The following is a 14834-nucleotide window of genomic DNA, read 5'->3' on the forward strand; positions in this document are numbered from 1 at the left end:
AACCTTAGTGTTATAATGACCTCATTACCAATAAGGAGGCCTTTATCCCATTATGGAAATTCGTTATGCGACCAATCCAGAAGCGACGAAGCAGTTTGACACCGAGAAGCTCCGCGAGGAGTATCTCATTCCCGGTCTGTTTGTTCCCGGAGAACTGAAGCTCGTTTACAGTCATGTGGACCGGTTCATTACCGGCGGGGCGATCCCCACGGATAAAGGCATCAAGCTTGAAGCCGACACGAAGACCATGGGGGCACCGTTCTTCCTCCAGCGCCGGGAGATCGGAATCATTAATGTGGGCGCCAAAGGTTCGGTTACCGTGGACGGCGAGAAGTTCTCCATGGACAGCAAGGATTGCCTTTATATCGGCTTGGGCAAGGAAAATGTCGTATTCGAGAGCGACCAGGCTTCGGAGCCGGCCCGCTTCTATTTCACCTCCACACCGGCCCATAAGGAATATCCTACGGTCAAGGCAGCCATCAGTGAGGCTACGCCTCAGCATCTCGGGAGCATTACGAATTCCAATGAGCGGACGATTTACAAATACATTCATGAAGAAGGAATCCGCAGCTGCCAGCTCGTGATGGGTCTGACCATGCTCAAGCCGGGCAACATGTGGAACACGATGCCGTGCCATACGCACAACCGGCGCTCGGAGGTTTATTTTTATTTTGACATGCCGGAAGACGGTGTGGTGTTCCATCTTATGGGCGAGCCGACCGAAACCCGCCATGTGGTAGTCCGCAACGAACAGGCGATCATTTCTCCAAGCTGGTCCATCCATAGCGGAGTGGGCACTTCCAACTATACCTTCATCTGGGCCATGGCCGGGGAGAACCAGCAGTTCTCGGATATGGATGCCGTCGCGATGCAGGATTTGAAATAAGGCAATCGGGAGGTCCTATGCTGTCCGTCAAACGTCATGAAATCATTATGGAGAAGCTGCTGCAGGAACGGTCGGTTACCGTCTCGGAGCTTGGCAGCTTGCTTGGGGTAACGGAGAAAACGGTTAGAGAAGACCTGGAGAAGCTCGAGCAGAAGGGCCTGCTGCGCCGGATGCGAGGCGGGGCGGTTCTGGCAGTGGAGGAGGACGCGGGCCTTTTGTCCGTGGAAACCCCCAACACCAAGCTCCTGCCCGAGAAGCTGCAGGCGGCCCGGAAGGCCCTCCGTTACATCGAGCCGAACGATATCATAGCGCTTGACGGCGGCAGTACGACACTGGAGCTGGCCAAGCTGCTCGAGAACGAGCCGCTGACCGTCATCACCAATGATGTGTACATCATCGGAGAGCTTGCCCGAAAGGACCGGATTCGGCTGGTTGTTCCCGGGGGGCAGCGGACCCGCAATCTCCTTGTGGGAGAAGAAGGGGTGAACGCCCTGCGCCGCATGAATATCCGCAAAGCGTTCATTACCGCCACGGGGATTCATCCCGAATACGGGCTGACGATTTATACCGGGGCTCTCGTGGAGCAGAAGCAGACGATGATGGAGAGAGCGGAGAAGGTGTATGTGGTGGCCGATCACAGCAAGTTTGACAAGAGCGCCCTGCTGACCTTTGCCAAGCTTTCCGATTTGGATTTGATTATTACGGATTCGGGCTTGACTCCGGAACGGGCCGAAAGGTACCGGAATGCCGGAGTCGGCATCGACCTGTAACCATGGGGTGAAGAGATGAAGCTGTTTGATTTAACCGGCCGGACGGCCGTCGTTACCGGAGCGGGGCGCGGTCTCGGACAAGGTCTAGCCGTAGGCTTGGCCGAGGCGGGAGCCGATGTCGTCCTCGTGACCAACGGAAGCAGCGCGGAAGAGACGAAGGCGCAGGTGGAAGCGCTGGGCCGCCGGGCTCATGCGATTCAAGCCGATGTCAGCGACGAGAGCAAACTGGAAGAGATCGTCCGGGGAACGCTGGACCGCTTCGGCAGGATTGATATTCTGGTTAACAACGCCGGAATTATCCGGCGCACGCCGGCTGCGGAGCATTCCTCTAAGGATTGGCACGACGTGCTGGACGTTAACTTGAATTCCGTTTATTTTCTTTGCCAGCTCGCAGGCAGGGAAATGATCAAGCAGGGCTCCGGCAAAATCATCAACATCGCCTCCATGCTGTCCTTTCAGGGCGGCATCAATGTACCCGGCTACACGGCCAGCAAGCATGCGGTGGCTGGGCTGACCAAGGCCCTGGCCAACGAATGGGCCGGCAAAGGCGTGAATGTCAACGCCATTGCTCCGGGCTATATGGCGACCGACAATACGGAAGCGCTTAGGAACGATCCGAACCGCAGCCAGCAAATTCTGGAGCGGATTCCAGCGGGACGGTGGGGCACCATTGACGACATGAAGGGGCCGGCCGTTTTCCTGGCTTCCGAGGCAGGTGCTTATATGAATGGACACATTCTTTGCGTCGATGGCGGATGGATGGCCCGCTAAGAGGAATGGATGGATACACGAAAAAGGAACCTGGAGCCGTTGGGCTCCTAGGTTCCTTTTGTCGGTTTATCCCCAAAACGATCTTGCGAAGAAAGCCGTTTAGAGGGCGAGAGCCCCGTCCGCTCTAACGTCCCGCAGGCTGAAGCTCAAGGAACGCTCTCTCCGGAATGCTGCGGCGAAATTCTTCCTTGATTTCCTCGAGCAGCCCGGGGCGGGTCATAACATCGTAAGCCGTGGAGGCGAGCACTTTGGCGGCTAGAAGCATGCCTTCCATTGCGCGTTCGGTCATGGCGGATTCGCGGAATTCCTGCGTATGAAGCAAGTATTTCTCCTCGATGACTTTCACGTACGGGTGAATGGTGGGACAATGCCGGGAGACATTCCCGAGATCGAGCGATCCGCTGTCCTTCTCCTCCAGAATTTCGTCGGAACGGACTCCGGAAGCGATCAAATTCTCCGTAAAGGTCCGGGAAAGGGCCGCGTTGGTCACGAGATCATCGTACGAATATTCATAGTTGGACGTTTGGAGGCGGGCTCCCGTCTGAAGCGCGGCTCCTTCCGCGCACCGCAGCACCTTAGCCGCCACTTCGTCGGTATACGGACGGTTGGCCGAACGGATGTAGAACTGCGCCGCGGCATAATCAGGGATGATGTTGGCGGCTTTGCCTCCCTCGGTGATGATGCCGTGGATCCGGGTATGGCTTTGCAGCTGCTGGCGAAGCGCATTGATGGAGTTGAAAAGCTGAAGCACCGCGTCCAGGGCGTTGATTCCGTCGTGCGGGCTCGCTGCCGCGTGGGCCGGACGGCCGAAGTATTCGAACTCGATGGCGTCCATGGCGAGGGAGGTGCCGGACGGAATGTACGAATGGTACGGGTGGGCCATCAGGGCTACATCCACATCATCGAACAGACCGGCGGCCGCCATGGGGACCTTGGCTCCTTTGGACTCCTCTGCCGGGGTTCCGTATACGCGGATCGTCCCGCCGATCTGATTGATGACGGCCTTAAGCCCGACGGCGGCGCCGATGCTCATCATGCAGATCAGGTGATGCCCGCACGCATGCCCCAAGTCGGGAAGGGCGTCATATTCGCTCAGAAAGGCTATTGTGGGACCGGGCTTAGGCGACGAGTAGGTGGCGAGGAAAGCCGTAGGCAGATCGAGCACACCGGTTTCCACTGTAAACCCATGCATACGCAGCTCTTCGGTCAAGCGCGCGCAGGCCAAAAACTCTTCATGCCCCAGCTCCGGATGCTGCCCTATATAGTGGGAGATTTCCTTGAAGCGCGTGGAGTAATGATCGATGGTTTGGTGAATAATGGATTTCATGGTGCATCCCCCATAATTTCGTGTAAAAAAGATTATTCCTATATCATAAGAAATATCCGCGCGGCCGACAATAGCCTAAGAAATGACAGTTGAATCCGGCCGGGAAATCTTTTATAATGGCTGAGTTATTGACCATTGTATAATTATACACCACGATAGACAATCAGGGAGGAATTATTCATGTTTAGAAAAATGTTTACCGGCTTTCTCGCCGTCAGTCTTGTCGCCATGCTTGCCGGCTGCGGGGCCAAGGACACCAAGCTGGCCGATATCCAGAAGTCGGGCAAGCTCGTGCTGGGGACAAGCGCCGACTACCCTCCTTATGAATTTCATAAGAAGGTGAATGGCAAAGATGAAATCGTAGGATTCGATGTGGAAATCGCCAAAGCGATCGCCGCCGATCTGGGGGTACAGCTGGAGATTAAGGACATGAGCTTTGACGGCCTGCTGGCGGCCCTCACCGCCGGGAACGTCGATATCGTCCTAGCTGGCATGACACCGGACGAGAAGCGCAAGAAGAGCGTGGACTTCTCCAAAATTTATTACCAGGCGGAGCAAGGTGTCGTCGTACCGGCTGCCAACAAAGACAAATATAAATCCATGGACGATTTGAAAGGCTTGAGGATCGGCGTTCAAACGGGCTCCATCCAGGAAGAAATCGCCAAAACCCAAATTCCGAATGCGGATATTAAAGGACTGCAATCCGTCTCCGACCTAATGCTTCAGCTGAAATCCAATAAAGTGGATGCGCTCGTCGTCGAGCTGCCGGTTGCCACTGCTTATGTCGATAAGAATAAAGAACTGGCCGTTTCCGGTCTCAAGCCGAAAGAAGCGGTGGGAGGCTCAGCGGTGGCCATCAAGAAAAACAATCCAAGCCTGGTGAAGGAAGTGGACAAAACCATCGATAAGCTGATCAGCGGGAAGAAGATCGATGAGTTTACGAAGAACGCTTCCGCCCAAATGGCAGAGTAGGGTGGGGTAAGTGGACTTTTCCTTTTTGCCTGAATACTACGACTATTTCCTGAAGGGTGCTCAAATCACCATCTACCTATCTATTGTGACGGTCGTGCTTGGGGTCCTTTTGGGGATTCTGCTCGCCCTCATGAAAATGTCGGAGATCAAGCCGTTCCGCTGGGCGGCCACCGCTTATATCGAGTTCATCCGGGGGACTCCGCTTCTCGTTCAGCTATTCATCATCTTCTACGGCCTCCCCCAGCTTTCGCAGTTTCTCGAGATGCCGGATTTCGTAGCCGGAGCCTTGGCTTTGTCCATCAACAGTGCGGCGTATGTGGCGGAAATTTTCCGTGCCGGGATTCAAGCCATTGACAAAGGCCAGATGGAAGCGGCCCGTTCCCTCGGGATGAGCAAACGGATGGCGATGCGGCATATCATTCTGCCCCAGGCCTTCAAGAACATTCTTCCGGCACTAGGCAATGAGTTTATTGTCGTCATCAAGGAATCCTCGATCGTCATGGTCATCGGGATTCATGAGCTCATGTACAACGCCAACGTCGTCAAAGGGGCCATCTACCGGCCTTTCGAGCCGCTTGTCGCGGCTGCCATTCTATACTTCATTCTCACCTTCACGCTGTCTAAGCTGCTGGGTGTTGCCGAGAGGAGGATGAGGACGGAATGATCCAAGTAACAGGGCTGAAGAAGGCGTTCGGCGATCTGCACGTTCTGAAAGGGATTGATATGGAGATCGCCAAGGGCGAGGTGGTTGTTGTGATCGGGCCGAGCGGGTCCGGCAAAAGCACCTTCCTGCGCTGCCTGAATCTCCTCGAGGTTCCGAGCGGCGGGGAGATCGTTTTTGAAGGGATCTCCATTACGGATCCGAAGCAGGACATCAACAAGCTGCGCCAGAAGATGGGAATGGTGTTCCAGCAGTTCAATCTGTTCCCTCACCTGTCCATTATGGACAACATCACCCTGGCCCCCCGCAAGGTAAAAGGCGTTCCCCAGGCGGAAGCCGAGACGGAGGCGAGGAGACTGCTTAAGCTCGTAGGCCTCGAAGACAAAGCGTCGAGCTTCCCGGGACAGCTGTCGGGCGGTCAGAAACAGCGGATTGCGATTGCCCGCGCCCTAGCTATGAATCCCGATGTGATGCTGTTTGACGAGCCGACCTCCGCCCTGGATCCCGAGATGGTGGGCGAGGTGCTGGACGTCATGAAACGGCTCGCCTCCGGGGGCATGACCATGGTTGTCGTTACCCACGAGATGGGCTTTGCCCGCGAGGTCGGCAACCGGATCGTTTTCATGGACGGGGGCGTCGTGGTGGAGGAAGGCAAGCCGCAGGAGCTTTTCGGAAACCCGAAGCATCCGCGGACGAAGGATTTTTTGGCTAAAGTTCTATAAACGGATAAGGAAACCGGCCTGGGCTCGGGTACGGATTTCCGGTCTGGCTTTTTCGCTAGTAAGGCACAGCCTATCAGCGGAAAAGCCTTTTTTTGTGGCAAAACGGGAAGGATAACGATGGGGCTGCCTGCTGCCGGAGCTTGGCGTTCCATTAAATTGGTTCTTCCCGGATATGACAAAAACCGATAAAATGAAGAGTGAGAATATATGTTTCAGTTTGCTGCACTATTACGGTGCGGGATAACGACTTTATATACGAAAGGAACCGGACCATGGCCAATCAGGATACGAATACGCCGGAGCAGAATGAGAATCATTTGGATCCGAAGGATTTGCTCCACGCTTTAATGGCTTTCAAGAAAGGAGACTTCTCCGTAAGGCTTCCTTATGACAAGAGCGGTCTGGCAGGCAAAATTGCCGATACCTTCAATGAAATTATGGATACGCAGCAGGAACTGGTAGGCGAGGTTCAGGATGTCGCCAATGTCGTCGGCAAGGAGGGGAAGCTGAGCCGCCGGTTTACCTTGAAGAATCGTGACGGCTCTTGGGAAACCCTTACCGATTCCTTGAACGGACTCGTTGCCGATCTGTCCCAGCCTACCGTTGAGATGGTTCGGGTGATTGGGGCGGTTGCCCGCGGCGACCTGACCCAGAAGATCGATCTGGAGACCGAAGGACGCGCCTTGACCGGCGAGTTTCTGAGAACGGCGAATAACTTTAATACGATGGTCGACCAGCTGTCCACCTTTGCTTCCGAGGTTACACGGGTGGCCTATGAGGTAGGAACGGAAGGGAAATTAGGCGGACAAGCCCAGGTTAAGAATGTATCGGGCACTTGGAAGCTCCTGACGGACAGCGTCAACTTCATGGCGAGCAATTTGACCGATCAGGTGCGGAACATCGCGACGGTTACCACCGCGGTGGCCAATGGCGACCTCTCCAAGAAGATCACGGTGGATGCCAAGGGCGAGATTCTCCAGTTGAAGAGCACGATTAACACAATGGTGGATCAGCTGAGCACCTTTGCTTCCGAGGTTACGCGCGTTGCCCGTGAAGTCGGGACGGAAGGAAAGCTCGGCGGCCAAGCCGAGGTTAAAGGCGTAGGCGGTACGTGGCGTGATTTGACCGAGAGCGTCAACTATATGGCGAGCAACCTCACTAATCAGGTACGGAACATCGCGGTGGTCACTACGGCCGTGGCCAACGGGGATTTGACCAAGACGATAACGGAAGAGGCCCAGGGCGAAATTCTGGAGCTGAAGAATACGATCAATACGATGGTGGACCAGCTGAGCACCTTTGCCTCCGAGGTTACGCGCGTGGCGCGTGAAGTTGGTACCGAAGGAATTCTGGGCGGCCAGGCGGAAGTCACCGGCTTGGATGGAACGTGGAAGGATTTGACGGAAAGCGTCAATTCGATGGCGAGCAATCTGACGAACCAGGTACGGAATATCGCGGATGTGACGACGGCTGTAGCGAACGGGAACCTGTCGAAGCAGATCACCGTTGATGCCAAAGGGGAAATTCTGGAGCTGAAGAGCACCATCAATACCATGGTCGATCAGCTGAGCACGTTTGCCTCCGAGGTCACCCGAGTCGCGCGCGAGGTCGGCACGGAAGGGATCCTGGGCGGCCAGGCGGACGTTCAAGGAGTTTCCGGTACGTGGAAAGACCTTACCGACAACGTTAACAACATGGCGAGCAGCTTGACCGATCAGGTGCGGAATATCGCCGAGGTGACGACCGCGGTCGCGAACGGAGATCTATCGAAGCAGATCACCGTGGACGCCAAAGGGGAAATTCTGGAGCTGAAGAGCACGATGAACACGATGGTTGACCAGCTCCGGCGGTTCTCATCCGAGGTTACGCGTGTGGCCCGTGAGGTTGGAACGGAAGGCATTCTGGGCGGCCAAGCGGATGTTCAGGGTGTAGCGGGAACCTGGAAGGATCTGACCGACAGCGTTAATTCGATGGCGAGCAACCTGACCAACCAGGTGCGCAACATTGCGGTGGTGACAACGGCTGTCGCGAACGGCGACCTGTCCAAAAAAATCACGGCCGACGCACAGGGCGAAATTCTTGAAATGAAGATCACCATCAACACGATGGTGGATCAGCTGAGTACCTTTGCCTCCGAGGTAACGCGTGTGGCCCGCGAGGTGGCGACGGAAGGACAGCTGGGCGGCCAAGCCGAGGTTCAAGGCGTGGGCGGCACGTGGCGTGATTTGACCGAGAGCGTCAACTACATGGCGAGCACGTTGACCGACCAGGTGCGTAACATTGCCGAGGTAACGACGGCCGTAGCCAACGGGGATCTCTCAAAGCAGATTACCGTGGACGCCAAGGGCGAAATCCTGGAAATGAAGAGCACGATCAACCGGATGGTGGATCAGCTTCGCACCTTCTCTTCCGAGGTTACCCGTGTGGCCCGCGAAGTAGGAACCGAAGGGAAGCTCGGCGGCCAGGCCCAGGTCGCCGGAGTGGAAGGCACATGGCGAGATCTGACCGAGAGCGTCAACTACATGGCGAGCAATCTGACCGATCAGGTGCGTAACATCGCGGCGGTGACGACGGCGGTGGCGAAGGGGGATCTATCGAAGAAGATTACGGCGGATTTCCAGGGAGAGATCCTCGAGCTCAAGAACACCATTAACACGATGGTGGATCAGCTGAGCACTTTTGCCTCCGAGGTAACGCGCGTGGCCCGCGAGGTCGGCACCGAAGGAAAGCTCGGGGGCCAGGCCGAGGTGGAAGGCGCAGGCGGTACGTGGCGTGACTTGACCGAGAGCGTCAACTACATGGCGAGCAACCTGACCGGTCAAGTGCGAAACGTGGCGGAAGTCACAACGGCCGTAGCCAGTGGAGACCTGACCAAGAAAATTACGGTCGACGTCAAAGGGGAAATGCTGCAGCTGAAGAACACGATCAACACGATGGTGGATCAGCTGAGCACCTTTGCCTCCGAGGTCAACCGTGTCGCGAGCGAGGTCGGAATTGAAGGCAAGCTGGGCGGTCAAGCGGATGTTCAGGGGGTCTCCGGGACCTGGAAGGTACTGACGGACGGCGTTAACAACATGGCGAGCAACCTGACCGATCAGGTGCGTAACATCGCCGAGGTTACTACCGCTGTCGCCAAGGGAGATTTGACGAAGCAAATCACCGTTACCGCGCGCGGTGAAATTTCAGAGCTGAAGAATACGATCAACACAATGGTCGACCAGCTGAGCACGTTTGCCTCCGAGGTAACGCGCGTGGCTTATGAGGTTGGCACCGAAGGGAAGCTCGGCGGTCAGGCTCAGGTGAAAGGCATTGCCGGCACATGGAAGGATCTGACCGATTCCGTTAACTACATGGCGGGCAATCTGACGAATCAGGTGCGTAATATCGCGACCGTGACGACGGCCGTCGCCAACGGGGATCTGTCGAAGAAGATTACCGCCGATGCGCAGGGCGAAATTCTTGAGATGAAGAACACGATCAATACGATGGTCGATCAGCTCAGTACGTTTGCTTCTGAGGTAACCCGTGTAGCCCGGGAGGTTGGCACCGAAGGGAAGCTGGGCGGCCAGGCCGAGGTTAAAGGCGTAGGCGGCACATGGCGTGACTTGACCGAGAGTGTTAATAACATGGCGAGCAACTTGACCAATCAGGTGCGGAACATCGCCGAGGTGACCACGGCTGTTGCTAACGGGAACCTCTCGAAGAAAATTACCGTTAATACTCAAGGGGAAATTCTGGAACTCAAGAACACCATCAATACAATGGTCGACCAGCTGAGCAACTTCGCTTCGGAGGTTACGCGCGTGGCGCGTGAATTCGGGACGGAAGGGAAGCTCGGCGGCCAGGCGGACGTTAAGGATGTATCGGGAACGTGGAAGGATTTGACCGATTCCGTTAACTACATGACGGGGAACCTGACGAGCCAGGTGCGGAACATTGCGGACGTTACCACGGCCGTCGCCAACGGCGACCTGTCGAAGAAGATCACCGTCGACGTAAAAGGCGAGCTTCTCGAACTGAAGAATACGATCAATACAATGGTGGATCAGCTGAACTCGTTTGCCTCCGAGGTTACGCGTGTGGCCCGTGAGGTGGGAACGGACGGTAAGCTGGGCGGCCAGGCGCAGGTCCGGGGAGTCGGCGGAACCTGGAAGGATCTCACCGATAACGTTAACATCATGGCGACGAACCTCACCGATCAGGTTCGGGGAATCGCCAAGGTGGTGACCGCCGTCGCGAACGGGGATTTGAAGCGCAAGCTGACGGTGGAAGCGAAGGGCGAGATCGCCGAGCTGGCCGAAACGATCAACAACATGATCGATACGCTCGCTATTTTTGCCGAGCAGGTTACTTCCGTGGCGCGGGAAGTTGGCGTAGAAGGGAAGCTGGGCGGCCAGGCGAGCGTTCCGGGAGCATCGGGAACGTGGCGGGACTTGACCGACAACGTTAATATGCTGGCCGAGACACTTACCACTCAGATCCGCGCCATCACGAATGTGGCGACGGCGGTAACGAACGGTGATCTGTCGCGTGCGATTGATGTTCAGGCCGCCGGTGAGGTGGCGACCCTTAAAGATAACCTGAACGAGATGATCCGGAATCTGAAGGAAACGACCCGCATCAATACCGAGCAGGATTGGCTCAAGACGAATCTGGCCAAGTTCAGCCGGATGCTGCAGGGGCAGCGGGATCTCTATGCCGTCTGCCGCATGATTCTGTCCGAGCTCGCTCCGCTTGTGTCCGTTCAGCACGGCGTGCTGTTCATTAACGAAACGCTTAACGGCGAGCAGGTGCTCAAGCTGTTTGCAAGCTACGCTTACCAGGAACGCAAGCATCTGTCCAACCAGTTCAAGGCGGGAGAAGGTCTCTTGGGGCAATGCCTCATCGAGAAGCAGAGGATTCTGCTGACGAATGTGCCGCGCGACTACGTGAGCATCAATTCGGCGCTCGGGGAGTCCACTCCGCTCAACATTGTGCTTCTGCCCATTATTTTTGAGGACCAGGTGCTGGCCGTTATGGAGCTCGCATCGTTCCGGTCCTTTACGCCGATCGACCTGGCCTTCTTGGATCAGCTGACGGAAAGCATCGGGATCGTTCTGAATACGATGCAGGCCAATATGCGGACGGAGGAACTGCTCATGCAGTCCCAGTCCCTGACCGAAGAGCTTCAGCAGCAGCAGGAAGAGCTGCAGCACACGAATGAGGAGCTCGAGGAGAAGGCCAAGATGCTCGTGCTGCAGAAGGCCGAGGTCGAGAGCAAGAACAAGGAAGTGGAGCTTGCCAAGCGATTCCTCGAGGAAAAGGCCGAGCAGCTGGCTCTGACCTCCCGGTACAAATCGGAATTCCTTGCCAATATGTCACATGAGCTTCGCACTCCGCTTAACAGCCTGCTTCTTCTGTCGGAGCAGCTGTCGGATAACGTGGACGAGAATCTGACGGAGGAACAGGTTAAGTTCTCCAAGACGATTCATGAATCGGGGCTTGACCTGCTTAACCTGATTAACGATATTTTGGACCTTTCCAAGATCGAATCGGGAACGGCCTCACCGGAGATGAACGAATTTAAGCTTAGCGAGCTGGCCGACAGTTTGGAGAGGACGTTCTCTCACATGGCAGTTGACAAGGGCTTGGACTTCCAGATCAAAATGGAGCCTACCCTGCCGGAAAGGATCACAACGGATTCGAAAAGGCTCCAGCAAGTGATGACCAACCTGCTTTCGAACGCGTTCAAATTCACGCACAAAGGGCAGGTCCACCTCCTGATCCGTCAGGTGAAGGAAGGCTGGGCGAACGATAACGAGATCCTTAACAACGCCAAAATGGTGCTGGCCTTCTCAGTGAGCGATACCGGAATCGGTATTCCGGAGAACAAGCAGCAAATCATTTTCGAAGCCTTCCAGCAAGCGGATGGAAGCACTAGCCGGGAATACGGCGGGACCGGGCTGGGCCTTGCCATTTCCCGTGAGATCAGCCATATGCTTCATGGGGAAATCAAGGTATTCAGCGTACCGAACCGCGGCAGTATCTTTACCTTGTTCCTGCCGCTTGAGCTCGAACCGGCGCTGCTCCGGGAGAAGGAACCCAAAATGACTCCGGAAGAGGTGGAGTTCCAGGTAGCGGCGACGAAATATGTGCCCGAGGTCATTGACCTCAAGCCGACCAAGATCGATCTGCCAAGCGTCTTTATCGGCAACAGCACGGAAGAGCTCGAGGATGATCGGGGCCATATTCTACCTGGGGATACCGTTTTCCTGATCGTGGAGGACGACCAGAAATTTGCCCGCATTCTCCTCGATACGATCCGCAAACGCGGGATGAAAGCCATTGTTACTTCCAAGGGCAATAGTGTCCTGGAGCTGGCGCGTCACTTCAAGCCGGCTGCCATTACGTTGGATATCCGGATGACGGAAGTGGATGGCTGGTCGGTGATCGATCACATGAAGAACGATATCGACGTACGTCATATTCCCATTTGTGTGATCACGGTTGACGACGACCGGATCCCGCTTCTTCAACGGGGAGCCTATGCTTATTTGTGTAAACCGGTGACGAACGAGGAGCTCGATAAAGCCCTGGACAAGATCCTGGCCTTCTCGGAGAGAACCACGCGTAATCTGCTGGTTCTGGCCATGAATCCGGACCAGCGGAAGGAGATTGTGGAAGCCGTCGAGGGCAGTGACGTGAATATCACGGCTTTAGAGACGCCGCGAAAGGCTCTGAACCAGCTCAAAAAAGATTTCGACGCCGTTATCTTCGACAATGATCTGGAGGACATGAGCGGGATCCAATTTATCCGGGAACTGCTTAAGGTTTCTCCGAACAAAGAGATTCCGATCATTATGAATACCTCGAAGAAGCTGACGAAGGAAGAAGAATTTGAATTGGAGGAGCTGCTCAAAACCTGTGTCTTGAAGGAAGTCAAGTCTCCGGTTAGAATTTTGGACGAAACGGCGCTTTATCTGCATTTTAAAGCCGACGAGCTGACCGATACGCAGAAATCGACCCTCACCAAAATTCACCAAACCGACGAGATGATTGCCTACAAAAAAGTACTGGTCGTCGATGACGACATCCGTAACATCTTTGCTCTTACCACCATTCTCGAAAGGCACCAGATGAGGGTCATTCCGGCGGAAAGCGGCCGGGATGCCATTGACCTGCTGGAAAAGAATCCGGACATTAACATTGTCCTAATGGATATCATGATGCCGGGAATGGACGGCTACGAGACCATGTGCGCGATCCGCGAAATTCCGAAATTCAAATCGCTGCCGATCATTGCCCTGACGGCCAAAGCCATGAAGGGAGACCGCGAGAAATGTATTGAGGCCGGCGCTTCGGACTACATTACCAAGCCGGTCAACAGCACCCAGCTTCTTTCGCTCATGAGGGTTTGGCTGTACCGATAAGCCTAATCTTCCTTATGAGATCTAACAAAACAACCCCCTCCGGCTTTGCAAAAGGCCGTGAAGGGGGTTGTTTATTATATATGAACGAAAAATCATCAGAGGGAGCCGAACAACTCTCCCTTATAGGGTCCCTAGGCAAACGTAAAGCTTAACTGAACAGGCTCCGGTTCAGGCTCGAAGGAGGCTCCTTCGGTTGTGGAGGCCATTCCATGCGGGGCCGTAATCCCCTTTGAAGCGGTCATGCTTCCAAAAAAACGGCTGTCCCGGTCCGTATCGTTCAGCCGGTACTCCTTAAGCAGCGAGCGGATGAGGGCATCCTTGGGATCCTTATAAGCTCTCGGCAAATAGGCGGAAGCCTGGTACAGCTCGGCATATAGGGGGACGAGATGAGGATACTTCTCCTCCAGGTTGCGGAAGAACCATACCTTAACATCCGGGGTGAGCCGCAAGTAGGAGGCCATAACGAAGCTTACGCTTGCTTCCGCCGCTTTCTCCATGACGGCCCGCAGGTCGGCTTCCCGGTCTGTTAACCGTGGGAGGATAGGCGCCATGAAGACGCCGACCGGTATTCCGGCTTGCGTCAAGGCCTGAACCGCCTCCAGCCGCTTGGCGGGTGATGGGGTAGAGGGCTCCATCGCCTTCCAGACCTCCGTATTCATCGTCTGAAGGCTGAAATTGACCGATAACACCGGGAGCCGCTTCAGCAAGTCGAGATCCCTTAGGACGAGCGGAGACCGGGTGGTAATGGTGAGCGGGACCGGATAACGCATCAGTACTTCGAGACACTGCCGGGTAAGCTTCTCGGCGGCTTCCGCAGGCTGGTAGGGATGGTCGCCGTTCCGATGGCAATGCGGCCAATCTGTTTAAGACCTCCCTTAGATTTGGCCATCTTGGCCAGCTGAGCCTCCAGTGAGGCGGCGGCGTTTTCTTTTATAAGAATATGATTCTGGAACGTATCGTCATAATCCATTCCGAGAAAAGAATGGAACGCCCTGGCGTAGCAGAAGCTGCATCCATGTTGGCAGCCTCTGTAGGGATTGATGGACCATTCAAAAGGCATAGAGGGGGTGGTCACCCGATTAAGAATCTGTTTCGTGGTGATTCGGTCGTATTCGATTCTTCGCTTCATAGGAAGGCCCTCCGTTCATAATACGAATATATGTTCCTATATTAACAAAGAATGATTCCGTTAACAAGGCGAAGGGGAGCTCAAAATCTGGAAAGCAGGCGGTCTTGGCGTGTTTTTTTTCTTTACGTGAAGTATAATTTAGGTTAGAGACAGAGATTACAGACAGATAGGAAGGAAACCTTGCCAT

The 14834-nt window shown here is 55.2% G+C and carries 11 protein-coding genes (1 of these 11 only partly in view); 8 read left to right on the top strand and 3 right to left on the bottom strand.

Annotated elements, in window-relative coordinates:
* Positions 1-52 precede the first annotated feature (52 nt).
* Genes kduI through kduD form a run of 3 tightly spaced genes read left to right on the top strand, consistent with a single transcriptional unit; the run spans position 53 to position 2427 of the window.
* Complete coding sequence (gene kduI, locus MJA45_RS08395; RefSeq protein ID WP_315606814.1) at positions 53-886, top strand: 5-dehydro-4-deoxy-D-glucuronate isomerase; 834 nt, start codon at positions 53-55, stop codon at positions 884-886.
* Between the two features lie 17 nt (positions 887-903).
* The gene (locus MJA45_RS08400; protein ID WP_315606815.1) at positions 904-1656 is read left to right on the top strand and encodes a DeoR/GlpR family DNA-binding transcription regulator; all 753 of its coding nucleotides are present in this window, start codon (positions 904-906) and stop codon (positions 1654-1656) included.
* A gap of 15 nt (positions 1657-1671) precedes the next feature.
* Positions 1672-2427 carry a 2-dehydro-3-deoxy-D-gluconate 5-dehydrogenase KduD gene (gene kduD / locus MJA45_RS08405; protein ID WP_315606816.1) on the top strand — a complete coding sequence of 252 codons (756 nt, stop codon included), beginning with the start codon at positions 1672-1674 and terminating at the stop codon, positions 2425-2427.
* A gap of 124 nt (positions 2428-2551) precedes the next feature.
* Here the strand turns inward: kduD and MJA45_RS08410 are convergent, their stop codons facing one another.
* Entirely contained in the window at positions 2552-3754 is a 1203-nt protein-coding gene (locus tag MJA45_RS08410; RefSeq protein ID WP_315606817.1) for a M20 family metallopeptidase, read from the bottom strand.
* 180 nt (positions 3755-3934) lie between these two features.
* Here MJA45_RS08410 and MJA45_RS08415 point away from each other — a divergent pair, with 180 nt between their 5' ends.
* From MJA45_RS08415 to MJA45_RS08430, 4 genes are all read left to right on the top strand, one after another.
* The gene (locus MJA45_RS08415; protein ID WP_315606818.1) at positions 3935-4726 is read left to right on the top strand and encodes an ABC transporter substrate-binding protein; all 792 of its coding nucleotides are present in this window, start codon (positions 3935-3937) and stop codon (positions 4724-4726) included.
* A 10-nt stretch (positions 4727-4736) separates the two neighbouring features.
* Entirely contained in the window at positions 4737-5390 is a 654-nt protein-coding gene (locus MJA45_RS08420) for an amino acid ABC transporter permease (protein WP_315606819.1), read from the top strand.
* On the top strand, positions 5387-6109 hold the full coding sequence (locus MJA45_RS08425; RefSeq protein WP_315606820.1) for an amino acid ABC transporter ATP-binding protein: 723 nt from the start codon (positions 5387-5389) through the stop codon (positions 6107-6109). Before MJA45_RS08420 ends, MJA45_RS08425 begins: the two co-directional genes overlap by 4 nt.
* Positions 6110-6381: 272 nt before the next feature.
* Entirely contained in the window at positions 6382-13518 is a 7137-nt protein-coding gene (locus MJA45_RS08430; RefSeq protein ID WP_315606821.1) for a HAMP domain-containing protein, read from the top strand.
* A gap of 131 nt (positions 13519-13649) precedes the next feature.
* Here the strand turns inward: MJA45_RS08430 and MJA45_RS08435 are convergent, their stop codons facing one another.
* A complete protein-coding gene (locus tag MJA45_RS08435) occupies positions 13650-14288 on the bottom strand; it encodes an SPL family radical SAM protein (RefSeq protein ID WP_315606822.1) in 639 nt (212 codons plus the stop codon).
* Complete coding sequence (locus MJA45_RS08440) at positions 14288-14647, bottom strand: radical SAM family protein (RefSeq protein ID WP_315606823.1); 360 nt, start codon at positions 14645-14647, stop codon at positions 14288-14290. Before MJA45_RS08440 ends, MJA45_RS08435 begins: the two co-directional genes overlap by 1 nt.
* Before the next feature lie 185 nt (positions 14648-14832).
* Between MJA45_RS08440 and MJA45_RS08445 the strand changes: the two genes are divergently transcribed.
* Positions 14833-14834 carry a 2-nt sliver of a YpdA family putative bacillithiol disulfide reductase gene (locus MJA45_RS08445; RefSeq protein ID WP_315606824.1) on the top strand. 994 nt of this gene lie beyond the right edge of the window, so just 2 of its 996 coding nucleotides fall inside the window; its start codon straddles the right edge of the window (only 2 of its three bases are visible, at positions 14833-14834); the stop codon falls past the right edge of the window.

Origin of the sequence: Paenibacillus aurantius (assembly GCF_032268605.1) — a bacterium.
In the GTDB taxonomy this organism is placed as follows: domain Bacteria; phylum Bacillota; class Bacilli; order Paenibacillales; family NBRC-103111; genus Paenibacillus_AO; species Paenibacillus_AO aurantius.

What these genes read in the sequence shown, in the direction of transcription:
- kduI (WP_315606814.1), top strand. Translation starts at nt 53, where the DNA reads ATGGAAATTCGTTATGCGACCAATCCAGAAGCGACGAAGCAGTTTGAC.
- MJA45_RS08400 (WP_315606815.1), top strand. Translation starts at nt 904, where the DNA reads ATGCTGTCCGTCAAACGTCATGAAATCATTATGGAGAAGCTGCTGCAG.
- kduD (WP_315606816.1), top strand. Translation starts at nt 1,672, where the DNA reads ATGAAGCTGTTTGATTTAACCGGCCGGACGGCCGTCGTTACCGGAGCG.
- MJA45_RS08410 (WP_315606817.1), bottom strand. Translation starts at nt 3,754, where the DNA reads ATGAAATCCATTATTCACCAAACCATCGATCATTACTCCACGCGCTTC.
- MJA45_RS08415 (WP_315606818.1), top strand. Translation starts at nt 3,935, where the DNA reads ATGTTTAGAAAAATGTTTACCGGCTTTCTCGCCGTCAGTCTTGTCGCC.
- MJA45_RS08425 (WP_315606820.1), top strand. Translation starts at nt 5,387, where the DNA reads ATGATCCAAGTAACAGGGCTGAAGAAGGCGTTCGGCGATCTGCACGTT.
- MJA45_RS08430 (WP_315606821.1), top strand. Translation starts at nt 6,382, where the DNA reads ATGGCCAATCAGGATACGAATACGCCGGAGCAGAATGAGAATCATTTG.
- MJA45_RS08435 (WP_315606822.1), bottom strand. Translation starts at nt 14,288, where the DNA reads ATGCGTTATCCGGTCCCGCTCACCATTACCACCCGGTCTCCGCTCGTC.
- MJA45_RS08440 (WP_315606823.1), bottom strand. Translation starts at nt 14,647, where the DNA reads ATGAAGCGAAGAATCGAATACGACCGAATCACCACGAAACAGATTCTT.